This window comes from Bacillus bingmayongensis (genome assembly GCF_000299035.1).
Classification (GTDB): Bacteria; Bacillota; Bacilli; order Bacillales; family Bacillaceae_G; genus Bacillus_A; species Bacillus_A bingmayongensis.
On sequence record NZ_JH921518.1, the window covers coordinates 1144230 to 1171016 of the forward strand.

Annotated in this window: 20 protein-coding genes and 1 riboswitch; of the genes, 9 read left to right on the forward strand and 11 right to left on the reverse strand. The window is 34.7% G+C overall.

Features of this window, described 5'->3' with window-relative positions; translation table 11 throughout:
• Window positions 1-474: 474 nt before the first annotated feature.
• On the reverse strand, window positions 475-2475 hold the full coding sequence (locus Y7E_RS0120390) for an ABC transporter ATP-binding protein (protein WP_017153120.1): 2001 nt from the start codon (window positions 2473-2475) through the stop codon (window positions 475-477).
• Window positions 2472-4226, reverse strand: coding sequence for an ABC transporter ATP-binding protein (locus tag Y7E_RS0120395; protein ID WP_017153121.1), 1755 nt, complete (start codon window positions 4224-4226; stop codon window positions 2472-2474). The genes Y7E_RS0120390 and Y7E_RS0120395 overlap by 4 nt, the downstream gene beginning before the upstream one ends.
• A 769-nt stretch (window positions 4227-4995) precedes the next feature.
• On the opposite strand from Y7E_RS0120395, the gene gapN reads away from it, so the two are divergent.
• The 4 genes from gapN to Y7E_RS0120420 all read left to right on the forward strand — a co-directional run bounded on the left by gapN (window position 4996) and on the right by Y7E_RS0120420 (window position 10081).
• On the forward strand, window positions 4996-6435 hold the full coding sequence (gene gapN, locus Y7E_RS0120405) for an NADP-dependent glyceraldehyde-3-phosphate dehydrogenase (RefSeq protein ID WP_017153122.1): 1440 nt from the start codon (window positions 4996-4998) through the stop codon (window positions 6433-6435).
• Window positions 6436-6627: 192 nt separating this feature from the next.
• Window positions 6628-6810, forward strand: a riboswitch (Lysine riboswitch).
• Between the two features lie 151 nt (window positions 6811-6961).
• Window positions 6962-8377: an amino acid permease gene (locus tag Y7E_RS0120410; RefSeq protein WP_017153123.1), complete on the forward strand. Its 1416-nt coding sequence runs from the start codon at window positions 6962-6964 to the stop codon at window positions 8375-8377.
• A gap of 68 nt (window positions 8378-8445) precedes the next feature.
• Window positions 8446-9645 (forward strand): ABC transporter permease, encoded by a 1200-nt coding sequence (locus Y7E_RS0120415; RefSeq protein WP_017153124.1) that lies wholly within the window; start codon window positions 8446-8448, stop codon window positions 9643-9645.
• Window positions 9646-9877: 232 nt separating this feature from the next.
• Complete coding sequence (locus Y7E_RS0120420) at window positions 9878-10081, forward strand: hypothetical protein (RefSeq protein ID WP_017153125.1); 204 nt, start codon at window positions 9878-9880, stop codon at window positions 10079-10081.
• Window positions 10082-10219: 138 nt separating this feature from the next.
• On the opposite strand, the gene Y7E_RS0120425 is transcribed toward Y7E_RS0120420, so the two are convergent.
• Window positions 10220-11479 (reverse strand): MDR family MFS transporter, encoded by a 1260-nt coding sequence (locus tag Y7E_RS0120425; RefSeq protein ID WP_017153126.1) that lies wholly within the window; start codon window positions 11477-11479, stop codon window positions 10220-10222.
• Window positions 11480-11586: 107 nt separating this feature from the next.
• Between Y7E_RS0120425 and Y7E_RS0120430 the strand changes: the two genes are divergently transcribed.
• The gene (locus Y7E_RS0120430; RefSeq protein WP_017153127.1) at window positions 11587-13338 is read left to right on the forward strand and encodes an SgrR family transcriptional regulator; all 1752 of its coding nucleotides are present in this window, start codon (window positions 11587-11589) and stop codon (window positions 13336-13338) included.
• Between the two features lie 1258 nt (window positions 13339-14596).
• Here the strand turns inward: Y7E_RS0120430 and Y7E_RS0120435 are convergent.
• The 8 genes from Y7E_RS0120435 to Y7E_RS0120470 form a co-directional block, all read right to left on the reverse strand.
• Window positions 14597-15031, reverse strand: coding sequence for a DUF3908 family protein (locus tag Y7E_RS0120435; protein WP_017153128.1), 435 nt, complete (start codon window positions 15029-15031; stop codon window positions 14597-14599).
• A gap of 358 nt (window positions 15032-15389) precedes the next feature.
• Window positions 15390-16592, reverse strand: coding sequence for an MFS transporter (locus tag Y7E_RS0120440; RefSeq protein WP_017153129.1), 1203 nt, complete (start codon window positions 16590-16592; stop codon window positions 15390-15392).
• Window positions 16593-16881: 289 nt separating this feature from the next.
• Window positions 16882-17460: a TetR/AcrR family transcriptional regulator gene (locus tag Y7E_RS0120445; RefSeq protein WP_026049287.1), complete on the reverse strand. Its 579-nt coding sequence runs from the start codon at window positions 17458-17460 to the stop codon at window positions 16882-16884.
• A 187-nt stretch (window positions 17461-17647) separates the two neighbouring features.
• A complete protein-coding gene (locus Y7E_RS0120450) occupies window positions 17648-18328 on the reverse strand; it encodes a zinc metallopeptidase (protein WP_017153131.1) in 681 nt (226 codons plus the stop codon).
• 44 nt (window positions 18329-18372) lie between these two features.
• The gene (locus Y7E_RS0120455) at window positions 18373-18687 is read right to left on the reverse strand and encodes a DMT family transporter (protein ID WP_017153132.1); all 315 of its coding nucleotides are present in this window, start codon (window positions 18685-18687) and stop codon (window positions 18373-18375) included.
• Between the two features lie 2 nt (window positions 18688-18689).
• Complete coding sequence (locus Y7E_RS0120460; protein ID WP_017153133.1) at window positions 18690-19043, reverse strand: DMT family transporter; 354 nt, start codon at window positions 19041-19043, stop codon at window positions 18690-18692.
• Between the two features lie 78 nt (window positions 19044-19121).
• Window positions 19122-19700: a TetR/AcrR family transcriptional regulator gene (locus tag Y7E_RS0120465; protein WP_313771950.1), complete on the reverse strand. Its 579-nt coding sequence runs from the start codon at window positions 19698-19700 to the stop codon at window positions 19122-19124.
• A gap of 172 nt (window positions 19701-19872) precedes the next feature.
• A complete protein-coding gene (locus Y7E_RS0120470; RefSeq protein ID WP_017153135.1) occupies window positions 19873-21801 on the reverse strand; it encodes an LTA synthase family protein in 1929 nt (642 codons plus the stop codon).
• Between the two features lie 580 nt (window positions 21802-22381).
• Between Y7E_RS0120470 and Y7E_RS0120475 the strand changes: the two genes are divergently transcribed.
• From Y7E_RS0120475 to Y7E_RS0120490, 4 genes are all read left to right on the forward strand, one after another.
• On the forward strand, window positions 22382-23074 hold the full coding sequence (locus Y7E_RS0120475) for a response regulator transcription factor (RefSeq protein WP_017153136.1): 693 nt from the start codon (window positions 22382-22384) through the stop codon (window positions 23072-23074).
• On the forward strand, window positions 23071-24066 hold the full coding sequence (locus Y7E_RS0120480; RefSeq protein WP_017153137.1) for a sensor histidine kinase: 996 nt from the start codon (window positions 23071-23073) through the stop codon (window positions 24064-24066). Before Y7E_RS0120475 ends, Y7E_RS0120480 begins: the two co-directional genes overlap by 4 nt.
• A 115-nt stretch (window positions 24067-24181) precedes the next feature.
• A complete protein-coding gene (locus Y7E_RS0120485) occupies window positions 24182-24943 on the forward strand; it encodes an ABC transporter ATP-binding protein (protein ID WP_017153138.1) in 762 nt (253 codons plus the stop codon).
• Window positions 24933-26780: an FtsX-like permease family protein gene (locus Y7E_RS0120490; RefSeq protein WP_017153139.1), complete on the forward strand. Its 1848-nt coding sequence runs from the start codon at window positions 24933-24935 to the stop codon at window positions 26778-26780. Before Y7E_RS0120485 ends, Y7E_RS0120490 begins: the two co-directional genes overlap by 11 nt.
• Window positions 26781-26787: the final 7 nt, after the last annotated feature.

The window sequence follows — 26787 nt, forward strand, 5'->3', positions numbered from 1 at the left end:
CATAATCAAACAAAATGATACAAAATCGATACATACAAAAAATAAGTAACATGTTTAAATATAGCATTTATAGAGGAAAAGGTAAAACAAAAAAACTTCCTTTTTGGGTGGGAGAGAGCGTCCGGCCAGGCATAGATTCGGTCAGGGTCTTTTTCTGCCCCATGCCCTGTGAAAACAAAAGGAGAAAACAAGTGGAGATCTGCTTTTCTTTTCATAACAGCGACTTATATGTGGGAAAATCAACATGGATTTTGCTATACAAAAAAGGACTTGCTACTGAAGCAAGTCCTTTCAAGATTCTAATACACAATACCCGATCATCCCGCACAATAATAAAAAGAAAGCAATGTTAAATGTAACTGATAATTCTTCCATCCCTATCTCCTCCTTTACTCCAAAATATCACATGGATAGAGAGAGGAACGGTCCTATTTGTAAACATCGCTTTAAAATTTTCTGAACATTTCGTGAAAATTATGCACTTTGACTTCCTTCTATTTGTGTTTTGTACATTTCATAATAACGACCCTTTTTTTGCATTAATTCATCGTGAGAGCCCTTTTCAAGAATAGTGCCCCGATCCAGTACAATAATTTGATCTGCACTCTTAATTGTTGAAAGGCGATGCGCAATAATAAATGTTGTTCTTCCTTTTTTAACAACTTCTAGAGCCCCCTGAATCATTGCTTCCGTTTCCGTATCAATACTTGAGGTCGCTTCATCTAAAACTAAAATGGCTGGATCAAACGCTAATGCACGAGCAAATGATATAAGTTGACGCTCCCCTGTTGAAAGCGTGCTTCCTTTTTCCGTAATTTCTTCATCTATATTGTTCGCAAATCTCTCTGCTCCCACATCATGCAGTGCTTTTATAATTCGAGATTTTGAAATATTTGGATTCTCTAAACTTACATTTGATGCAACTGTTCCACTAAATAGAAATGGATCTTGCAGTACAATCCCCATATGTTCACGGAGTGCCTGCTTTGGTATAGTTTTTACGTCATGCCCATCAATTGTAAGCTTTCCTTTTTGAAACTCATAAAATTGGAAGAGTACATTCATAATGGAACTTTTTCCGGATCCAGTATGACCAACGAGGGCAACTGTTTCTCCTTTTTTTGCCTCAAAAGAAATATGTTTTAATACTTCATCTTTTCCATTATAAGAAAATGAAACATTATCAAATCGAACATTTCCATTAAGACGTGGAATGCGATCTTCCTCGAGTACTTCTCCCTTTTCATCTAACAGTTCAAATACACGTTCTGATGCAACTCGCGCTTGCTCTAAATTTGCAAGTTGATTTACCATATTTGTAATTGGCGAGAAGAGCCTTGTTAAATAATCGACAAATGCATACAGTATCCCTAAAGAAATAATTCCAGTAGCGCTCAAAGAGGCGCCGCCAAAATACCAAATAACCCCCGTAAAGGCAATGTTGCGCAAGACACCTACTAAATTATGTGATGTTGCTGCATTTAAATTTAAAATTTTATTTTGGTACTTAAAGTAATCTTCATTTAATTCTTCAAATTCTTTCTTCGTTGTACGCTCTTGACGAAATGCCTGAATGATAGGCATTCCTTGAATGGATTCATTCACTGTTCCATTAATATCTGATAATCGAGAGCGCACCTTATGATTGTACACAGAGGCATATTTTCTATATACAACAGCCCAAACAATTAAAATTGGGATGATAATTAAACAGAGAAGCGCTAATTTAATATCAAGTAAAAATAACGCAATAAAGATTCCAATAATATAAATAAAACTAGAAACGAATGTCGCTAAAACTGTCACATATAACTCACGAATTGCCTCCGTATCATTCGTTACACGCGATACAATTTTCCCTGCTGGTAAATGGTCAAAGTAACGAATCGGTAATGTTTGAATATGAGAAAAGACATCTTCACGCATAATTTGAATGATTTTATTAGATGCTTTCTGTAAAAAAAACTGTTTACCGTATGCAAACAAAGATAAGACTAACAATAGTGCAAAATATCCTCCGCCAAGTAAAAGTAATCGTTTCATCTCAGGTTCATAAAACGAATACACTTCTTTAGTTGTTAACATTTTTGCTTTATACACTTGCGTTGCTTTCCCGCTTTGAACTGTAATTATATCCCCCTTTACAGAACGTGTTCCCTCGGCTGCAATTTTGTTAGGTACAAAATAATAAGTGAAACCAACTTGTATAATACGAACTTCTTTTCCTTTTTGTTCTCCTTTTTCAAAACGGTCGCTTCGCTTATACCAAGCTCCGTTATATAATACGGCATCCTCACCTTGCTCCGTTTCATACCAAGGCTTCTCAATCCCAACAATATGATCATCAATCATTGTCTTTGCCACAAATGGCCCTGCAAGCTCGGCAATAACGAAAATAAATAACATTGCAAGTGCCGCAATAATGGTTCCCTTTACTTTCATGGCGTACCTAAATAACCGCTTTGAAACGCTCATATTTTCACCTCACCCTCTATATTTTCCCCCTGCTGTCTTTCAAACTGCTCTCTATACCAGCCATCATTAGAAACGAGCCTATCATGTGTTCCCTCTTCTATGATTTCACCATTATCCATAACGAGAATCCAATCAGCATGCTGCACAGCTGATAACCGATGCGTTGTTATAATTGTTGTTTTTCCGCTTCTTTCTCTTCGTATATTTTCAATAATTGCCGCTTCCGTCCTGGCATCTACAGCTGATAATGAATCATCTAAAATTAAAATTTCTGGATTTTGAATAACCGCTCGCGCAATCGAAATTCGCTGTTTTTGCCCACCAGATAAAGAAACGCCTTTCTCTCCAACAAGTGTCTCTAACCCTTCTGGAAGGAACTCTAAATCTTTTTTGAATGCTGCAATTTCAATAGCCTTTTCAAGTTCCTCTTCGCTTGCTTCTCTGTTTCCAAATAAAATATTTTCCCTTGCCGTTTTTGAAAATAAAATATGCTCTTGTGGTACATACCCAATCCAGCCTCTTACGTTTTCAGTCGGAATTTCATCCAGCGTAACATCCGACACCGTAATCTCCCCGTCTCCAAGTGGATACTGACGAAGAAGTTGACGAACAAGGGTCGTTTTACCACTCCCAGTTTTCCCAACAACACCAAGTGTTTCTCCTTGTTTTAATGAAAAAGAAACATTTTTCAAATTCATATCTGGTGAAGCCGGATACGAAAAGGAAACTTTATCAAAGTCGATATACTCTGGTTCGTGTACACGCTTCGGCTTTTTCACGTTCTTCACGTCAGGCTCATACGCTAATGTTTCATTAACGCGGTCTAGCGAAGCATTTCCGCGCTGCATCACATTGATTAATTCACCAATCGCAAACATCGGCCAAATCATCATTCCAAGGTAAACGTTAAAGGAAACAAGTTCTCCAAGAGTAACCTTTGATTGGAATACTAAAAACGCTCCATATACAAGACCAATTAAATAACTAAGACCTACTAGCATCTTGACTGTTGGCTGAAACAACGCATCAATTCTTGCTACTTTCATATTTTTTTCATATACATCTGTTCCTAATTGATGAAATCTTTCTTCATCAGCTTTTTCCTGTACATATGCACGGATAACACGCACGCCAGCAATCGATTCAAGTACTTTATCATTCATATCTCCAAAAGCATCTTGAGCAACCGTAAAGCGTTCATGTAACTTTTTTCCATATATATTCATCGCATATGCCATAATCGGCAAAGGAAGAAGTGCCGCAATTGTAAGTTGCCAACTAATTGAAAAGCCCATCATAAAAACAATTGTGAGCATATATAAGCTAGAATCCACTAGTGTCAAAATCCCAAAACCAGCAGTCATAGAAATCGCCTTCAAATCATTTGTCGCTCTCGCCATTAAATCACCAGTACGATTTTTGTGATAAAAGGTCGGTGTCATTTTCAGCAAGTGCCCCATAAATTTTGAACGCATCGTTTTTTCAAGCACGAATGCCCCGCCAAACAATTGGTGTTGCCATACATACGTGAGTATATATCCACCTATTGTCGCTCCAAATAAAATCCAAATATATTTCATAATTACTTCACTTGTTAAAGATCCTATTTTTATATGATCAATTGTTAATCCGATTACTTTCGGAGGTATTACCTCTATTACATTTACAATTAGAAGCGCTCCAATTGCGATACTATACCTCTTCCAATGTTCTTTAAAAAACCATGTTAACTTTTGTAATACTGAAAACAATGAAATCTCTCCCTTCTCAATCTTGTTTCAGTCTATTTCTGTTATCCACTATCAAAAGCCCCTATCTTTATACCGCGCCAACTATACTGTTTCATCATACCTCTTCCCCTTTCATATCTTGTTTTATCGAAACCATACAAAGTATGGAAACAATCAAAATAGAGACAAAAAAGCGCATACCGCCGCTTGACGATATGCGCAAAAACGCATAAAAGCGTACGTTACGAAATACGCAACGTACGCTTTTTCAAAAACAAAAAAGCACTATCTTTCCGTACGGGTTGCGTAATAATATGAACGTTTTCCATCATATAATCCAGCTAAGCCAGCCATATTTACCATTACAATCATTACGCACACCTCCTTCATTTATTTTCCATTTTTAATTTTATAACTTTAGGAACTTTTCTGTCAATTGTTTTTTTCATTATTTTACAAAACAAACTTTTATCACAAGAAATATAAAGTGAAACTTTAATCAGTGGGGGTTTTCTTCATCCCCCACTGATTATCAGCCCGCACCAATCGGGCTTTTAGGGGATAAAATACATACTCCCTTTCCCATACTCGAAAAAAATTATCTATTAATACTATTTATAAACCCTATATTTCACTTAAAAATAAAGTAAACCCCTTTCAGAAAGGGCATACAAAATTAAAATCACACAAGAAATCGTTTTCATAAACATTTTGTTTGAAAAATATTCTCAAACCCCCTACAATCACCATATACTCACTCTTACAAGTTGCTATTTTAGGAGGACAAATCATGACAACTAGCAATACGTACAAATTTTATTTAAACGGTGAATGGAGAGAAAGCTCTTCTGGGCAAACAATTGATATTCCATCACCATATTTACATGAAGTAATTGGACAAGTACAAGCGATTACTCGTGAAGAAGTTGACGAAGCAATTGCATCAGCAAAAGAAGCTCAAAAAGAATGGGCTGAAGCTTCTCTTCAAGAACGTGCAAAATATTTATATAAATGGGCTGATGAGCTCGTAAATATGCAAGATGAAATTGCCGATGTTGTAATGAAAGAAGTCGGTAAAGGTTATAAAGATGCGAAAAAAGAAGTTGTTCGTACAGCGGACTTAATTCGCTACACTGTAGACGAAGCACTTCATATGCATGGCGAAAGCATGATGGGTGATAGCTTCCCTGGTGGATCTAAATCTAAACTTGCAATCGTTCAACGTGCACCACGTGGCGTAATTTTAGCAATCGCACCATTTAACTACCCTGTAAACTTATCTGCTGCAAAACTTGCACCAGCTCTTATTATGGGGAACGCCGTTATCTTTAAACCAGCAACACAAGGCGCAATTAGCGGTATTAAAATGGTTGAAGCTCTTCATAAAGCAGGTCTCCCAAAAGGACTTGTAAACGTAGCAACAGGACGCGGTTCTGTTATCGGTGACTACTTAGTAGAACATCCTGGCGTAAATATGGTATCGTTCACAGGTGGTACGAATACAGGTGCTCACTTAGCGAAAAAAGCTGCTATGATTCCGCTTGTATTAGAACTTGGCGGTAAAGACCCTGGTATCGTACGCGAAGATGCTGATTTACAAGAAGCTGCAAAACATATCGTTAGCGGTGCATTCTCATACTCAGGTCAACGTTGTACTGCAATCAAGCGCGTGCTTGTACATGAAAATGTAGCGGACGAGCTTGTTAGCTTATTAAAAGAACAAGTAGCTGAACTATCTGTTGGTTCTCCAGAACAAGACAGCACAATCGTTCCATTAATTGACGATAAATCTGCTGATTTCGTTCAAGGATTAGTTGACGATGCAGTGGAAAAAGGCGCTACAATCGTGATTGGTAACAAACGCGAGCGCAACTTAATTTACCCAACATTAATTGACAATGTAACAGAAGAAATGAAAGTTGCTTGGGAAGAGCCATTCGGCCCAATCCTTCCAATCATCCGCGTTTCTTCTGATGAGCAAGCAATTGAAATTGCGAATAAATCAGATTTCGGCTTACAAGCAAGTGTCTTCACTAAAGACATTAACAAAGCATTTGCAATTGCTAACAAAATTGACACTGGTTCTGTTCAAATTAACGGACGTACAGAGCGTGGCCCTGACCACTTCCCATTCATCGGTGTAAAAGGTTCTGGTATGGGAGCACAAGGTATTCGTAAGAGCCTTGAGTCTATGACACGTGAAAAAGTAACTGTATTAAACTTAATTTAACATTTTATTTTAGAAGCTAGTCTACGGCTGTAGATCTAGCTTCTTTTTTATTTCTCAAACAACATTCTCGTCCCTACTTTTAATGACAAATTGTTCACTATAATCTGATTATTACTATATCCATTGACGTATAAAAATACATTTGTTACCCTTGATTATGTTAATTTAATACATAAATCCTCATTCGTATCTCGGTGAGGTAGAGGTTGCAGTCATTAAGAGTATCATTTCGGGAGATGTAGTGGCATCGATGAACGAATGAAAAAGGAATGGTTGCCGAAGTAAGCAATGTCCACCATGCATTCTTGCTGGGTCTGTTATTTAATAAGTGCAGAACTGTCACAAACATTTTGTTTGTGGAGAGCTATCGAGAGGTATGTCGTGGGTTTCCTATAAGATAGAAAGCACGTAGCGACAATGACACGTGCTTTTTTCGTTTTGTATGAAGCTTACCTTTCTTTCATTTTTGGAAGACATACATATCTCCTCGCTTGACTTGGTTATACTAACTTTGGAGGTATTTTTTATGCAACAAAAAAAATGGGGCTTTTGGGTACTGACAGCATTCGTTGTCGGCAATATGGTTGGCGCTGGTATTTTCATGGTGCCTAGTACATTAGCGCAAACAGCAAGCCCTCTCGGTGTTACTTTAGCTTGGTTAACAACAGGGTTTGGTGTTTTAATGCTAGCTCTTGTTTTCGGTAATTTAGCAATTCGTCGTCCCGATTTAACAACAGGGCCACAAAGTCATGCATATGCATTATTCTCATCACCAAAAAAGAAAAAAATGGCTGGATTCAGCATGGTTTGGGGCTATTGGGTCGCAAACTGGGCAAGTAATGTTGCTATTATTACATCTTTTGCAGGTTACTTATCTCTCTTCTTCCCGATTATGAAAGATACACGCCTCTTATTTTCAATTGGAACTTTCAATGTGGAAGTTGGAAAGCTTATTACATTCTCCATCTGTTCTTTTTTATTATGGGGAACGCATATGATTTTAACCAACGGTGTAAACGGAGCTGGGAAATTAAACTTCTTAGCAACAACAACGAAAGTGACTGGATTCCTTCTATTCATCGTTGTTACTTTGTTTGCATTTCAAGCTTCAAAATTTGGACAATGGTACACACCAATGATTGATAAAGAAGGCGTGTCACACAGACTGCTTTCACAAGTGAATTTAGCTGCTCTCACAACACTTTGGGCATTTATCGGTATTGAATCAGCCGTTCTTTTATCAAACCGTGCCAAATCTCCAAAAACGGTAAAACATGCAACTGTCGCTGGCTTATTAATAACTGTTGCCATTTATTTAGGAATTACCATTTTAACAATGGGTGTGCTTCATATGGATAAACTACAAACTTCTGAACGCCCATTAGCTGATGCATTAAATGCTGCAATGGGTCATGGCGGCGGGAAATTAATGGCTTTACTTGCTCTTACTTCCCTATTCGGCTCAATATTAGGTTGGATTTTATTAAGCTCAGAAGTACCATATCAAGCGGCAAAAGAAGGATTTTTCCCTTCCTTCTTCGCAAAAACAAATAAAAAAGGTAGTCCAATTTATTCACTAAGACTGACAAACATTATGTCACAAGTCTTCTTGTTCTCAACGTTATCAGGGACGATTGCCGAGGCCTATACATTCGTTATTACTGTCTCAACCTTAGCTTACTTAATCCCTTATCTCGTTTCACCAATCTTCCAATTAAAACTTGTTACAACTGGTGAAACATATAAAAATGAAATGGGTTCACGAATTATGGATGGTATTGTCGCAGTCATTGCACTTTGCTATGCACTATGGGTCATTAAAACTGGATCCTCAGATATAAAAACATTCCTTCTTGGAATCGGCTTATTTGTAATTGGCTTTGCCTTTTATCCATTAATGAATCGTGATGAAAAAAGAAATAAAAACGAGCAAGCTGCATAAAGCAACTTGCTCGTTTTTATTTTGGTCTCAACAAGAAACCTTTATAATGAAAGATAGAGGTGAAAAACATGTCAATTGAAACACTATGGAGCTCTCGTTTCCAAAAGCATCTTCAAAATGTCATCATGTACTTTGCACGTATGATTAGTGGTTTATTATATAGCTTCATCTTTATTTCATGCGTGGGCGCATATTATTACGCAAAGTTTCTGAAAACATCTCCTTCTAAAGGAATCTCATTATTACTCATCATAATTGTACTTACAATCGTTATAACTAGATGCCCAATTCGTACGTTTCTCCAGAAACCTGACGCTGTGTATTTACTGGCACTAGAAGAGAAATTAGCATCTTATTTCAAACAATCTCTTCTATATAATTATGTCATGCAGCTATTTCCATTGTTATTTACGTTTCTAATCATTACACCACTAGCAATGCAAACATTACAGACAACTGTTCCATTCTTATGTACGATCTTTTTCATTTTAATGTTGCTAAAAAGTTGGAACCTATATATCAATTGGATTTGGCGTGATCACTATAACAGCCAAATCTGGTTTATCATTCGTTTCACTTGTAACGCACTTACTCTTTATATGCTCTTCCAGTCCGTATCAGTCGTTCTATTAGGTGCTGTTCTTTTGCTTCCAACCTTTATACTTATTTATACAGTAAAACAACCAACAAAACGAATTAACTGGGAATATATCATTGAACAAGAAGAAAAAATGGACATGCACTTTTACCAATTTGCAAACTTTTTCACCGATGTTCCTCATCTGAAAAAACAAGTAAAACAAAGAAAATGGTTAACAAGTTGGTTAGAACCTATATTACATAAAAAACAATCTACTTTTTTATATTTGAACACTTTATCATTCTTACGTGCAAATGATTATTTTGGTATATATATTCGATTAACTGCCATTGGTTCTTTCATTTTATATTTCGTACCAAATGTATTTGTAAAAGGCGCTATTACTTGTTGTCTCTTATATATGACCTCTATGCAATTGCGTTCCTTATGGAAATATTTTTTGGGAAATAATATTGTAGCATTATATCCCATTCCAGTTAAAGAAAGGATACGCCAATTTCTTACCCTTGTGTTTTTATTAGCAATCGTTCAATTAATAGTATTTACAGTCATGATACTTGTTTCTATACAGCAGTTTTTGCCTGCTTTTTTAACTATTGTAATCAGCATACTTTTTATCAAATTTATTATCATTCCAAAAACAAAAAAACTTATTTCTTCTTTATAAAACAAAGCTTTCATCAACGAGCTTTTAAAAAACAAAAGAATGTTTAATGAAAAAAGACTGTTGTTCACAGTCTTTTTTTCATTTCCCAACACACTTCCGCTAATTTCTAATCACTTTTTTAGGCATTTCTCATATAGTGAAAATGACTATAATTTTGACTCATTTTATTTACCATCCATAAGTTATGCAATTGTTCATCACATATATAAACAAAAAAGATGGGAGCCCTACTATGAACAACAAGCAAACCTCAACGCCCCCAAATAATTCTGAAGAAAACAAAAGAGAAATTAGCTTACAAACATTAAGGGTCATTGGACTCATTGTACTAATTAGTGGCTATATCCTTGTCGCTCTCTCTGAAGTAGGTGAACTAAAAAATCTTTTAACAAATCCAAGTGCTATCAATGACCTAGCGGAAACTGATCCTTTTTAGAAGCAAGTGGCTATATAAAGTGAAACTTCCATCAGTGGGGGTTTTCTTCATCCCCCACTGATGGTTAGTTAAACCAATCGGGCTTTTACGGGATAAAAAGCGAATCATTCTAAAAAATGATCCGTTTTTTGTATAATCCTATCCAAGATGAGTTATGCTTTCTTCACGATATTCATTCCTTCTGATCGCTTTCATAAACAATACAATACTGCTTACACCAATCAAAAAATAAACAAGACTCATTCCCCATGATGCAATGAATGAACCGAGCATAACGCCTAATGCTCCATTCATTTTTGCCACTTGAAATACCATACCATTGATAGCCATATAAGAGCTCCGTGCATCATCCGGAACCATATCAGCCATAATGGATTGACGAACTGGCACATACATCATCTCGCCAACCGTTTGAAACAGACCAGCTATTAATAAAATCAACAAGCTATTACTTGATCCAAGTATAGTGAATCCAATTGTATAGATAAACAACCCTACATATAATATTTTCAAATCATTAAAACGCTTCATCATTTTAATAACAAGAGCTGAAAATAAAACAATCAAAATCGTATTCTCTGCGGAAATCCAACTTAGCATACGGATACCTGTTAAATCAAAACGAATATCATTTCCAAATACAAACTGAATTGTTTCAAATTCCTTTTGCAAGCGTACACCTAAATAATTATTAAGCTGAAATTCTAACGATAAAGTACATATACTCGCCAAACAAAATATTAAAAATGCCCCATCTGTCATAACAACTTTATAACTTTCAACCATGTCCTTTAGCACATGCTTCTTTTTTATAATTGGCCGAGCGACATATACTTCTTCTATATATACAGCAATTAAATACAGCGTCAGCAGCGCTACTACTGTTAATAATACAAATAGTTGAAAACGGTAATGTTCAAATAATAATCCCCCAAATATCGCTCCAATCGCAATAGACAAGTTGATTGCCCAATAATTGATACTATACATGATTTTTCGATTCTCAGGTGTACTTACATCAATTAGCATTGCCTCTGTTGCCGGATTCATAAGCCCTGAACCAAGACTATGCGTTAACATAAAAACGAAAGTGAGCCAAGGTGAATCTACATAATCTGAATTCGCGATTCCCATACAAGCAATCGAAACTACTTGTATCACTTGCCCTATAATCATAACCTTTTTTCGTCCTAATTGATCTCCAATATAACCGCCATAAAGCCCAATGACAAGTGCCGTCATTACGTTTATTAGTAATAAGACACCTGCAAGGACACTACCCAGTTTTACTGAAAAATAAATCGCCATAAACGGGAAAATCATTGTTGATACAGTGCGTGTTAAAAATGAAGTTATAATTCTAATTTTTATATTGCGATGCATACTCCAAAATCCCATTCTTTTCCTCCCCCTTATGTGTATTCATTTTACTTTGAAAAAGTGGAAGAAAAAGGTTAGAATATTCTAAAGAATTTCCCCTTTTAATAAGAAGGAGTCATTTAAACATGAAAGTGATGGACTATTATATTCAACTACGATTGCATGATCCAGAAAAACAATACATGCAAAATAGCTTGCATGAATTAGCAGATATTTTATATTGCAGTACAAAGAATGTGAAAATTTTACTTAGAAAAATGACGGAAGACAAATTAATTACGTGGACACCAGGACGAGGGCGAGGAAATAAAAGTGAAATTCTCTTTCTCCATACCATTTCAGAAGTAGTTATGCCCTATGCTGAATCTCTCTTACAACAAGATAAATTAAAAGAAGTATTTCTTCTTTTAAAACAACCATTTCCACCTTCCCTTCGAAAAAGCTTAGAAGAAAAACTACAGCAGCACTTTGGATACCAGCCTTTAAACGATATGTATGACGTATTAAAGATACCTTGTTCGAGAAAAATATTGCCACTTGATCCAGCCTTTGCAGCTGTCACAACAGAAAGTCATCTCATTAGTCAAATTTTTGATACATTAGTTCATTACAACTACGCCACAGAAGAAATTGAGCCACACCTCGCACATACATGGGAGGTTAGTAAGGATCAACTTACCTGGACCTTCTATTTACGAAAAGGCATCCAGTTTCATCATGGAACAATTTTATCTTCTAAAGATGTTCAATTTTCATTTGAAAGACTACGGTGTGTTCAATCTCCCTATGCCTGGCTAACAGAAGAGATTGTACAGATTGAAACACCATCACCGTTACAAATCAGCTTTCACTTGCAAAAGCCGAACTTGTTTTTTCTACATTATGTAAGTTCGATGCAATTAGCCATTTTACCGCATGATGTAGAAATACAAAATCATCATTATATCGGGACGGGCGCTTTTAAATTACATTGTTATGACGAAGATCAAGTTATATTGGAAGCATTTACGGGCCATTTTAAAGAACGTGCTTTGCTTGATCGTATTGAGTTTTGGCGTATTCCAGAACATGCACAAATACATACACATTATGAACTACCAAATACTGAACATACAAAAGAATACGAAGTGCAAATAGAAGAAACCGGGTGTATATATGCTGCTTTCAACTTTACAAAGCCTGGTCCACATCATGATATTTATTTTCGAAAAGCTTGGAGGGAACTATATGATGTTGAATCTATTATTCATGATTTAAAAGGTATGCGGACTATCCCTGCATCCAGCTTCTTTCCAAGTAGAAGCCGAGCAACAATAAAACTATCCTATTCTTTACATAAAGCAAAAGAATACTTGCAAAAGAGTACATATCAAGGGGAAACTATACACATCTATTTCTTTTCATTTAAAGACAGTGCTTACGATGCCCTCTGGCTAAAAGAGCGCTGTCAAAGTTTAGGAGTTCAAATACAGCTCCATCCTTTTCCAGTCTCAGACTACTCAGATCGTTCTATTGATCAACACGCTGATATTATTTTAATGGGAGAAGTATTTGCTTCTGATTTAGAAATCGCCTTTCTAAATGTATTTAAAAGTAAAAGCTGTTTTATCAATCGCTTTATGCATCCTCACTACAAAAAGCAGATTGATTGTTTACTAGATGCATTCTTATTGGAAGAGAATAAAGAGAAGCGTTATGAGCTTATGTACGAAATTGAAAGATTCCTTCAAACGGAATATATTATTTTATTTAATTATCATGTTTTAAAAAAGAAAACATACCCATCGTCTCTAAAGAACGTAACAATTGATTCTTTTGGTTGGACAGACTTTTCAAAACTATGGATTCATCCAACAGAGTCAACTAACGGACTATGAAGACAGACTCTTTTTAAAAATAGCAAAACCTCCACTATTACTTAAATAATAAAATAACAAAGGAGATGACAGCCTACATACAAATCCTTGGCGGTCAATCTCCTTTGTTATTTATCGTGGTATTATATGGACGCTTAAACGCTACATATACAACATTCAAAGCTATAATCGGAATTATAAATGCAAAGCAAAAACGAGGGATGTTTTTTGATTTGCATATCATTCTTGAAAAGTGTAAATGTTAATCCATTTTATATTTCGAGGTTGCATCTGGTAAAGTAATCGTAAATCTTAAGGGATTTATCAGTTTTCAAATCGAAAACGTTTCAATTTGAAATAACGTAGTTTTAAAGGATAGCCTATCCCTTAACTAATTTATCTTGCTATTTCTTATGACATTGCTTATGCTTTATTAATTATACTTTAGGTGCTCTAGTGACGTTGCTTGTTTTATTTATACTATTTTTCGTTAATGTCTCATATTACTTTTGTCTGTTACTTCTTTTACTTAACATGGTAAATCTCGTGTTAAAACCCGTGTGAATTTCGCTTTTACATATACGTTCAAATCATAATTTGATTATTTTCAGGAAATCTCCATGAATGACAATCAGTCATTTTATTGCATGTTTAAATTCCCCTTCTTTTGTTACTAACTTCATTAACACTTTGCTTATGCATTGAGAATACATTGACTATACGTTTTTAAACATTTCATGACTTTAGGACCTATTCTAAGTTAGATGAAAAGTTACAAGGATTTTTCCCATTTCTAATTGATGTCAGTTCGTGCGTTATTATCGTTATACTACTTTTTCATTTACTGTTTTTTATTACTGATGCCACTTAATCTCACTCATAACATACTTACTTGTTTACTACGTATTTACCACATCTAAACCCCATTATATTTATCGATACTTTTACCTCCTATTTACCACTTACATTCATCTTAACAATTATATTTTTATTATGCTACAAGCATTTTAATATTAATCTGACATCAAAATCATACATTTATCATCCGAAAATAATCTTTTGATATAACAATAAATATATATATAAAAATTTTATGCTTAGACACATTTTCAATCGTATGCATTACGTTTTTGATTCCTACGCAACTATATCAACTAGTTAATGAATATACTTGATGTGTTTTAAAAATTGATAAGATTGATTCATGTTTCTACATCAGAACTCCATCCTCAACCGTATTCAAAGCAGATAATCAAAAGGTAGCTTATCGCACAATCACTCAAATAATACTATAAATATTATCAATTTTTGTTACATAATGACGTATTTTTGCCCCATCAGCATCTTTCAAACTATCCAAAGTAATTTCCTTTCCTGTATTAAAAATTACTAAAGCTGCATTTACAGAACCGTATTCCGTACTATTACGAAACCACATTTTAACCTCAGTGATATTATCATACTTTAATCTTGCCATAACTACATTTTTATCTTCATCTAACATGCCGATAACAAGATAATTATCAAAAAAGAATAAGATTTCAATGCCATTTTTATTTTTTAATAAATTTTTAGGATAAACGACCTTGCATTTCGCTATACTATGATATTCTTTTACTTTATTTACAATTTTAAAATAGTCTTCATTTTCTACTCTGGCAACCTCTTCAATCTCTTTCAGGCTAAAGCCATCTTTACTAATAAAGTAATCCATGTTTTTACTTCCTCTCTATATCGTTTTTGAACTCTTATTATCAATCTATCGCCATTTGAATTCCACAAGAAATCAAGATTTCTATTAAAAAATGAAAATTCATTACAGCAATTTCTATAGATTTATAAAGTGAAACTTTAATCAGTGGGGGTTTTCTTCATCCCCCACTGATTATTAGCCCGCACCAATCGGGCTTTTACAGGCAGTTTATCTCCCACCTAACTTCTTTGCTTCCGCCAAATTTTGAGGTGGGAGTATTACTGCCTGTTAATGCGGGATAAAAGCCCCTTCAAATTTCAAAGGAGCTTTTTACTCATTTTTAAAGTGTATTTAAAAATTTAACTCCACTTGTTTTTCATTATTTCGCTAAACTTTCTACCATTTGTTTTTCTTTCCACATGACTGTAATACCGATGCCAATAGCCATAATGAAAGCAGAGAAAAGATACGGATAGTGGATGTTTATATCAAATAGTATTCCTCCCATAGCCGGCCCAACAATATTTCCTAAACTTGTATAAGTTGAGTTCATTCCAGCAACAAACCCTTGCTCTTTTCCAGCTGCTTTTGATAAAAATGTCGTTAATGCCGGACGAAGCAAATCGAATGCGAGAAAGATAAAACAAGTTACAGCCAATACTACCCAAAAATTAGAGATTAAGGTGGATACTACCGCCAATATGGCACCTGTAATTAAACAGACTTGAATCAAGACTTTTTCACCAAGTATATCTACTAACTTTCCAAATAGAAATACCTGTACAACAACACCAAAGATTGAGCTTATTGTAATAATACTAGCAATATCCTTCGGTGTGAAACCGAATTTATGATCAGAAAACAGACTAAAAACAGTTTCATATGCCGATAAACCAAAAGCAAGTACAAACACAATAACAAATGCGATAAAGTATACCGGATTTAGTGATTTTTTTAAATCGCTCATAAAGTTTGTTTGCTTCGTATTAGCAGAAATTTCTGCTAGCTGTTCCGCCGTTAACGGCTCTTTCAGAATAAATATAGAAGAAACGCATGCGATAAAGGCAATGGCTGCCGCAAAAAAGAAGGGTACACGTATACCGTATTCTGCAATAAAACCACCGATTCCAGGCCCAATAATAAACCCTGTACTAATAGCCGCAGAAAGATATCCCATCGCTTTTGGTCGTTCCTGAACTGAGGTAATATCTGCAACATATGCCGTAACACCAGGCATAATAAAAGCAGCACTAATTCCCCCTAACATCCTTGATATATAAAGTACCCATACATCTCTTCCTAAACCAAAGATAAGTTCTGAAGTACCAAAAAGAAATAAACCAATTATGATAATTTTCTTCCTACCATACCGATCAACCCAGCGTCCTGTTAATGGCGACATCAGTAATTGTGCCACTGCAAACACTGCAACAAGATACCCCATCGTTTTTCCTGATAATTGCATAATATTCATGAATGACGGCATAACTGGGATAATAAGACCAATTCCGAGAAATGCAATGAATATATTACTAAGAAGAATGATTAATACCATCTTTTGTTCTTTTATTGATTTCTTCATTTATCAACACCTCTTTCTGTAAAAATCATTGATGTGAAATTCTTCTCAAAAAATAATACCCAAAAGGGTTTTAATTAGCGAAAATTCTTCATCCCCACAAATGGGGACATAAAAATAAGATCACTATTTGCTGAAATTTATATCCTCTATATGAATTGAACGATGCGATTTATTTATAGTATTTACCTCTTACCTTATTTTTCATAAACCTCCCCTAAAATGACTGACTATCATTCATTTTAAGCAAAATGAACCCATCTCTTTGCTATAAATGGATTCACCTAACTGTTTATTCTTGAATATCCAATGCATGTGTTAAAAAATCTAGTACTTCAGCTTTCTGAAGATCGGCCTGATCATCCTTTTTATGATCATATAAATAAACTTGTTCTGCTGCAGATTCAACAAGAGCGATAAATAACTTTGCAGTTCTTTCAACATGAATAGAATTACGAATTGCACCTGAATCTTTTGCTTCACTTAAGAATTGACTTAACCACATATAAAGAGGCTGATATACAGTTTCCCATTCTTTTATATGCTCAGTGGATGCAAGACCAGCATACATTAATGCTTGTATTTCACGATATTGCGCTATAAAGTCAAAAACCGCATCTATTACTTGCTTCACTTTTTTTGAAAAAGGTTCATTATTCTGTACCCTTTCTTTTACTGCACGTATCATCTTTTCAACCATAACTTCTGCTATTGCAGGCATAACAGATAATTTAGAAGGAAAATACAAATAGAAAGTTCCTTGGGCAATGCCAGCCAATTTCACAATGTCAGAGATCTTTGTTTTTTCAACTCCTTTTTCCTGAAACACTTCAATAGCTGCATAAACAATTTTCTCTTTTTTATTCATTATCTGAGTCCTTTCACACGCGTATAGAATGACTGTCACTCATTCTATATGAAGATTTATTGTACTGTCAACAATAGAGTGACAGTTAACGTGAATTTTTCTCCATAGAAAAATCTCCTAATAGAACATAGAAGAATGTTCCTTCTTTTTCTATTAGGAGATTAAATCAAAATATATATGTTTTTTATCTCTACTCTTCATTCCGTTGCATACCTGTGTAAATAAGCAATAAACGAACTAGCTCCAATACCGCTACCGCGGCAGCAGCAATATACGTTAAAGCAGCTGCACTTAATACTTTACGAGCTTGCCCATATTCATCATTTGAAACAATTCCCAACGCCTTCATTTGATGCATTGCACGCTTCGAGGCATCAATTTCAACTGGTAATGTAACCATTTGAAAAAGGACACCTGCTGCCATTAAAATAATTCCTAACAATAACATGTTTGTCATTGTTGTAAACATTCCAATCATAATGAATATCCACGATATATTTGAACCCAAATTTGCGACTGGCACTAATGAATGACGCAAACGCATAAAACTGTAATCATTCGCATCTTGAATTGCATGCCCTACCTCATGTGCCGCTACAGCTGTTCCAGCAACTGAACGGCCATAATAATTCTCAGTTGATAAACGAACTGTTTTCGCAGTTGGATCATAATGATCAGATAAATGTCCCGGAGTTTCTTCCACAGCCACATGATACAAACCATTTTCATCTAAAATTTTCCGTGCTGATTCAGCTCCTGTCATACCTGATGTTGAAAGTACTTCTTTATATTTACTATACGTTTTTTTCACTCTAAATTGTGCATATAGTGGTACACTTATAATCATAGCAAAGTAAATTAAATAAGACATTACAGCTCCTCCTATACGATATTTTTAATAAATTTTTTCTATCTTTAAGAAAGAGCCTTTAAACCTGTCACTCCGCATACAATAAGAGCCACACTAATCATACGTGCCTTACTTTTTGATTCTCCAAATAGGAACATATTTAACAAAACGGCACCTGCTGTTCCTATCCCAATCCAAACTGCATAAGCTACACTTACCTGTAAAAATAGGAAAGATGTGTATAAGAATGCGAAAGAAATACCAAATCCTCCTATATAAATAGCACCATTTGTTACTGATTTATCCTTACTGTACATTTTAAGACCTATTACACCAACAATTTCACTAATTGCGGCACAAAGGACAAAAATCCATCCCATCCTTAAGCAGCTCCTTTCATAACTTCTTCTTCTACTTCTTTGTTATCAGCTAACTTTAGGCCAATAACGCCAGCTACTACCATAACTATGAAAAATAATTTCCCTAGACTAAAGCTTCCACCAAAAAGAAAAACGTCCATTAAGAAAGTTCCCACAGTTCCTGCTCCGGCAAAAACGGCATATACTGTTCCTGTCGCAAGATGTTCACACGCTTTAGAAAGCATATAAAAATCAACAACAATAATCCCTAAAATTATTACCCAATGCCACCATGCGTGAGCAGTATTAAAACCAAACACCCAAAAAACTTCAAAAATACATGTTAATATTACATATAACCAAGCTTTATTTTTCATACATTCCACCTCTTATGACTGACTGTCATTCATTTTTTTGACTGAAAATTTATCCATTATGTTATAACTAATGGATAGTTATTTTCTTATATTCAATGCATGTGTTAAAAAATCCAAAACTTCAGCTTTTTGTAAATTCGCTTCCTCCTCTTTTGTTTGATCATATAAATAAATTTGTTCTGCTGCCGATTCAACTAAAGCAATAAAAAGTTTTGAGGTTCTTTCAACATGAATAGAATTCCGTATAACATTAGCATCCTTCGCTTCTTCTAAAAAGCGTTTTACCCAAATATAAAGAGGTTGATATACACTCTCCCACTTTTTTATATGTTCAGTTGATGCTAAACCGACATATATTAATGCTTGTATTTCGTGATGTTCCTTTGTAAAATCAAAAATTGCATCTACAATTTGCGACAATGTATCTAAGAAAGAAGAGCTAGCTTTTGTTTTTTCTTCAACTGCACATATCATCTTCTCAACCATAACTTCTGCAATAGCAGGCACTACGGATAGTTTTGAAGAAAAATATAAATAGAAGGTTCCTTGAGCAATACCAGCTGATTTCACAATGTCCGAAATCTTTGTTTTTTCAATCCCTTTTTCCCTAAAACATTCGATAGCAGCGTATACAATTTTTTCTTTTTTACTCATTATCTACACCCTTCCACGAAATAAAATGACTGAATGTCATTCATGTTTATTGTACATGAATAATTTATAAAATGTCAATCACGAAATTTCAGAAATGATTAAACTTCTTACAAAACTTAACCCTCATTCAATTAGAACTTTGAATGAGGGTTATCAAAAATCTTGGTTGTTACATTTACTTAGATGCTTTTTTCTCTTCTTGGATAATTGTTTTTACTTCACCTGTCTTGATTTTGTTACTGTCAGAGAAGCGAAGCAAGTCTCCCTGAATCAATTCGTCAGACATGCGCAGTTCATTTTGGGCACGATCAATCATTGCTTGTGCTTCTTCTTTTGGTACCTCTACGACTTCACCAGTTGTACGGTCATAGAATGTACTGTTTGCATACATATACTTCTCTGTAACAAAACTACCGTCACGAAGAACAACGAATCCTTTATTATCTGGTGAGAATACGTCATGACCAAAACGAACGTCATCGCTTGAATCAACACCAAGTAAGTTTAGAATTGTTGGTTTAATATCAATTTCACCAGTTGGTTTTGAAATTGTTTGACCTTCTGTTTGACCTGGAACATGAATGAACATTGGTGTACGTTGTAAATTCATATGATCAAATGTTGTAATTTCTTCTTTTCCTAAGAATTGTGCCATTGCACGGTTATGGTTTTCAGAAATACCATAGTGGTCACCATAGAATACGATAACAGAGTTATCATAAATACCTTCTGCTTTTAGACGTTCAATAAAGTTTTTCAGTGCTTCGTCTAAGTAACGAGCTGTTACCATGTAATCGTCAAATACGCGGTCACCAGAGTTGTAAGGCTCAATTAATTTTGTATCGTCATCATACGTAAATGGATAGTGATTGGTTAAACTAAGGAAGCGAGTGTAGAATGGTTGCTTCACTTGTTTTAACATATCCACTGATTGATTAAAGTACTCGATATCTTTTAATCCCCAGTTTAATTTTGTTTCTGGAGTAATTTTATAGTCAAGTTCGTTGTAATAACGATCATAACCAAGTGCTGGATACATGATGTTGCGGTTCCAGAATGTTGCGTTGTTTGCATGGAATACAGCTGTGTAATACCCTTGCTGACGCAGAATTTCTGGTGTTGCAGTATATTCATTGTTACCGTGTGTAAAGAATACAGCACCGCGGTTTAACGGATATAGCGATGTATCCACTAAGAACTCAGCATCTGAAGTTTTTCCTTGACCAGTTTGGTGGAAGAAGTTATCGAAGTAATAACTTTCTTTTGCAAATTGGTTTAAGAATGGTGTAACTTCCTGATCGCCGACTTTTGCACCAATTAAGAACGTTTGTAGTGATTCAAGAGAAACGACAATTACGTTTTTCCCTTTTGCCGCGCCAAACATATTTGGATCTGGTTTACTTTGTATTGTCTTCACATAGTTTTCTGTTTCTTGTAATTTGCTACCATCAGCAAATGCTTTTTGTGAACTTGATTTTGCTTGTAAGCCAAGATCATATACTTGGTGAGTATATAAACCTAAGTTCTTTACGAGCATAACGCGGTCAAAAGAACGTGTTAATAACTCCGGACGCTCTTTTTCTGCAAGATTTAAGTTTACAAAGAAAATACCAATTGTTACTACAAAATATAAAAAACGTACTGGGTGTGATACACGCTCAGTTTTTGCAAATTCCTTCTTTCTCTTTAATAGAACCGAAAAGATAATAATATCAGCAAATGCAACAATGATTTTATAATTAAATAGTTCTTTCACACTGGATCCTAACTGTCCAAAGTTAGAGGTTTGTCCAAGTACCGGTAAAGTAACGAAGTCATTGTAAAATCCGTAGAACATTACGTTACCAACAAGAACGATTGTTAAAATAAAATCAATTCCAAGTGCTATATAATTACGTTTCTTTCCTTTTGCGAATAATGCGAGACCCACAAACAGTAATGATGCTGCTAATGGACTAATGAATAAGATCAATTCTTGCATGAAAGATTCAAGTTTCAAATCAAAACTCGTCCGTGTAATTATGTAAGTTTTTAGCCATACTGCCAAAGCAACAAACAAAGTAAAACGTGTATTTTGAAATTGTAATTTTAAAGATTCCTTCATTCATTTCACCCTTTCTCTATCATGATCAGTCTATTCAATAGCGACAAATACTTAAAATAAAAAAACATAGCTGAAATGGTCATGAGTAAAAAGATTTCTATTCCCCCATACACAAATTTAACTATGCGTACCCTGTTGTTTTCTATTATGATTTTATAAGCATAACGCCATTTTTGCACTTCATTAGTTGCTGCAAAAAAAACTCTACCATCGGTTTATATGTCCGTCAACTAGAACATATAACAAAAATAAAAGCAAGTATCAAAAAGCGTTCATATTTTATATTAAGAATTATAAATAAAAAGGAGTATGTAATATAATAGAAAGCTATGGAAACTTTTCAAACACTAAAAAAGACAGTCCTTCTAAAAAAGAAGTAACTGCCTTTTTCTAGTTCTAATAAGTCGCTCTTAATTTTATTCCGCTATTTACGATCAGTAAGATCCCACTAATTAAAATTTCACTTTATAAAAATACAAATATACAACTCTTAAGTTGATGGATACGGGGTGGGACCCCAAGTAATAATAGTTTAAAATTAAGATATAGGATAAAGTTAATAAAGAAACAGGAGGATTAGATGTATAAATTATTGATTGTTGAAGATGAAATGAATATCGCAGGTACGCTAAAAAGCCATCTTGAAAAATACGGCTATCATTGCCTCATTGTAGAAGATTTTGAAAGGATACTAGAAGTTTTTCAGGATTTTCAACCCCATCTTGTCATAATGGACATCACTCTTCCTGCCTTTGATGGCTATTATTGGTCTCGTAAAATAAGACAGGTATCGAATTGTCCTATTGTAATTCTTTCTGCTCGTATAAATGAATCAGATCAAGTGTATGGGATAGAGAATGGGGCTGATGATTTCATTACAAAACCCTTTTTATTAGGAGTAGTACTTGCCAAAATAAATGGACAAATTCGCCGTGTTTATGGGGAATACGCAAAGAATATACAGATGAGAATTTTAAAACAAGGGAATACAATTTTAAACTTGGATACTGTGCGACTATGTACATCTAAACAGGAGGAGTTATTAACGGTAAAAGAACTCCAGCTTTGTATAATGTTCTTTGAAGCGTATCCTAATGTTGTAACAAGACAGCAACTACTTACAGCCATTTGGGATGAGGAAGAATTTGTGGAGGAAAATACATTAACAGTAAATATTGCAAGATTACGAAAGAAATTAGAAGCAATTCATTCTACTTTAGAAATTTCAACTATTCGAGGAATCGGCTATCAGTTAACGGAGAAACTCGTATGAAGTTATTTTTAAAAGACCATATCAGCTTTATTATCCTTTATATCATTACATTTATTAGCTTACCAATTGCTATTCATCAATTAGACGGCTTTGAAAATCATTATGCCTATTTTGTATTTTTAGCTTTTTCTTTATTAATCGTCTTACTTCTCTTCCGTTATTTACGTCGTAAGAAAATGTATGCACATATTGAGAAAAAGAGTATACACACAGACAGTTTCATGATTTATCAACCAGTTGCCCCATACGAGAAAGCGTACGCAACACAATTGCAATATATTCAATCCTTATTTCTATCAAAAGAAGAGGAGTATAAGAGTTCTTTACATGATCAGCAATTAATGATTTCTCATGCAGTCCATCAAATGAAAACGCCACTTTCTGTCATTCAACTGCTTATACAATCCAATCAGTTTAAGGAACCAAATTCATTTGTAGAATGGCAAAAAGTAAAAATTGAATGTGATAAGCTGAATTTCTCTTTAAATCAGTTACTAACGTATAGTCGTTCTACTAAATTATTAGCAGATTTAAAAATAGAACCAATTCTGTTAAAACATGTCGTACAGGAAGTTATTAACGATTTAAGGGATTATTTTATTGAGGAAGAAATATTTCCTAAAAGCACCATACCGGAGCATATATTGCTTTATTCAGATCGTAAGTGGCTAAAGGTTGTTGTTTACCAGTTATTAAGTAACGCTGTTAAATATGGAGAGAAACAATCATCCATTATGATCCATTATGAAAATGGACGGTTACTCATTAAAAATAAAGGAGAAACGATACCTGAAAGTGAAATAAAGCGTGTTTTTGAATTATTTTACACAGGAACTAAAGGTCGTACAAAAGGAGAAGCGACTGGTATCGGTCTTTACTTAGTAAAAAGCATCCTCTCCACATTAAACCATCCATACGATCTATATTCCGCCAATAATGAAACAATATTTACGATAGATTTTTCAGAAAGTATAGAAACGGCTACCAAATAAGGTAGCCGTTTTGAATGTGACAATTTTGTCATATTGCTGTCACGTTGAGAGATGTTAGGTAGTAAAAGGCCCGTTTATACTAAAGTAACGAAAGATACAAAGGAGTGAAGTACTGATGTCAAACACAATTTTAAATGTAAAGGAGCTTCAAAAGGAATATACAGGGGAAATTACCTATAAAGCATTAAAAGGCATTGATTTTCATTTAGACAAGAATGAGTTCGTTGCAGTAATGGGTCCTTCCGGTAGCGGGAAAACAACATTTCTTAACTGCATTTCAACAATCGATCGCCCAACTAAGGGATCAGTTACAATTAATTCAAAAAATCCTTATGAGTTAAATGACAATGAACTAGCGAAGTTTCGTCGCTCAGAATTAGGGTTTGTATTCCAAGACTTTAACCTCGTTCATACTTTAACAGTAGAGGAAAATATTTTATTACCTTTGACACTCGACTCTGTAAACGCTACGGAAATGAATAAACGTTTAGAGAAAGTTGCAATTTTTTTAGGAATTAAAGGAATTTTAAAAAAGCGTACATTTGAAATTTCAGGAGGACAGAAACAACGTGTGGCGATTGCGCGAGCTGTAATTCATGAACCAGGTTTATTATTGGCTGATGAGCCGACTGGAAACCTAGATTCTAAAGCAGTAAATGATGTTATGACATTGTTTGAATCAATTAATAAGACTTTTAACACAGCCATTTTAATGGTGACACATGATGCCTACGTCGCAAGCTTTGCACATCGCGTTATCTTTATAAAAGACGGTATCCTTTATAATGAAGTGCATCGAGGTAATAATAAAAAGAAGTTTTATCAGGAAATCATGGACACACTTACATTTTTAGGTGGTGGGCAGCATGAGTTTTAATCATATTGTCCTTCAAAACATTTTGCGCGATAAATGGACATATATTTCCTATTTTTTAAGCAGTGTATTTTCCATCTTGATATTTTTCTTATTTTCGATCGTAGCATTTCATCCAATGCTGGCGATCATTCAAACAGGGAGCACACTCAGCCTTGTAATGATACTTACGAGCTTTATTGTGTATATTTTTTCATTCGTTTTCATCATTTATTCGATGTTTTCGTTTTTGAAAAAGAAAACGAAAAGTCTTGGCATTTTTATGATTACTGGAGCATCTATGAAGCAAGTGCGTAAGATGGTGTTCAGAGAAAATATGCTTATTGCTGGTGTAGCAATTATAACAGCGATTGTGCTTGGGCTTGTAATCGCCCCATTGTTTTTAATGGTCACCAAAAGAGTGTTACAAGCGAGTAGCTTTGGTATGTATATACCAATACAAGCTATCGCATTAACGATTATTCTATTTGCAATTTTATTCTTTATCGTTTCTAAATTTATAACACGTTTTATTAACAAAGAAGAAGCTGTTCATCTGTTAAAAGCAGATGTAACACAGGAAAAGTTAATAGCGCCTGCACCATGGAAGTTGTTACTATCCGCAATTACGAGCGGATTCTTAGCACTATCGCTCATATTAGAAATGAATTGGGTTGAATCATCTGGAACGATCCATTATATTTTACTATTTGTTAGTTCGCTATTAGCCATTTATTTTATTATAACGCAGGGAATGTTGTTATCGATTCGTGTATTACAAAAACGACCGTCATACTACAAAAAAACAAATATGCTTTATGTTTCGAACATAAAAGCCAAAGGACGCTCACATGCCCACCTTATCTACTTATTAACAGTATTGTTGTTAGGTGTATTTGTATGTACAAACGTATTGTACAGTTCCTATTACAATATAAATACGAGAGTAGAATCAAACGAGCCATACAGCTTCCAATATATCTCACTCCCAGGAAATACACCGGTAGTTGAAAAGGAAGATATTGCATTCATTGAAGCTACATTATCCAAGCAAGGTAACTATGATTCGTATTATTCGGCGTTTAAAACAGATAAACAACGGAATATCGGCTTTATGTCAGTTTCGAATTATAATGCACTTGGCTTTCATAAGGTGATTTCACTAAAGGATGACGAGTACTATGTTGCAGCAGGAAATAAAGATATCCTTCCAAGTACGGAATTTATTCATGACTCCCCATTTGAAAACCTTAAATATGCGGGCCTTGAGAAACGAAATATTTTATCTTCAGGCTTCCAAAAGGTGTACTATATCGTCCCAGATGCGGTCTATGAAACAATCGATTATCCTGTATTTAAAATATTTGCTTATGAGGTTGAGAATTGGACCGAAAAACTCGACTTACCTGAAACCATTTTCTCAAAAATTACCACGATACAGAATGAGCACCTAATTCTTTCAAAAATTAATTTATACAGTACAGAGAAGTCTACTGTTAGTCTCTTATTCTTTATCGGTTTCATGCTGAGTCTTATCTTTTTGAGCGCGGCAATGAGCATTCTTTATTTCTACCTGCAAACGTCTTTTGAAGGCGAAAAAGAAAAATATGCAGGAATCCGAAAAATTGGCTTTTCTGTAAAAGAATTAGCTTCTGTTGTGACCAAGGAGTTAGCAACTTTAATTTTTATCCCGTTTACAATTGCATCTATTATTCTATGTGGAATCATGCTTGGAATGCGTAACCGTTTTTCATCAGGGGTTTATGGAGTCACAGCAATAGGTGTAGGAATATTTTTATTGCTATTTGTGATAAGCTTTTTCATCATTCGACGAAGTTATTTGAAAAAACTTATGAATTAACAATGCA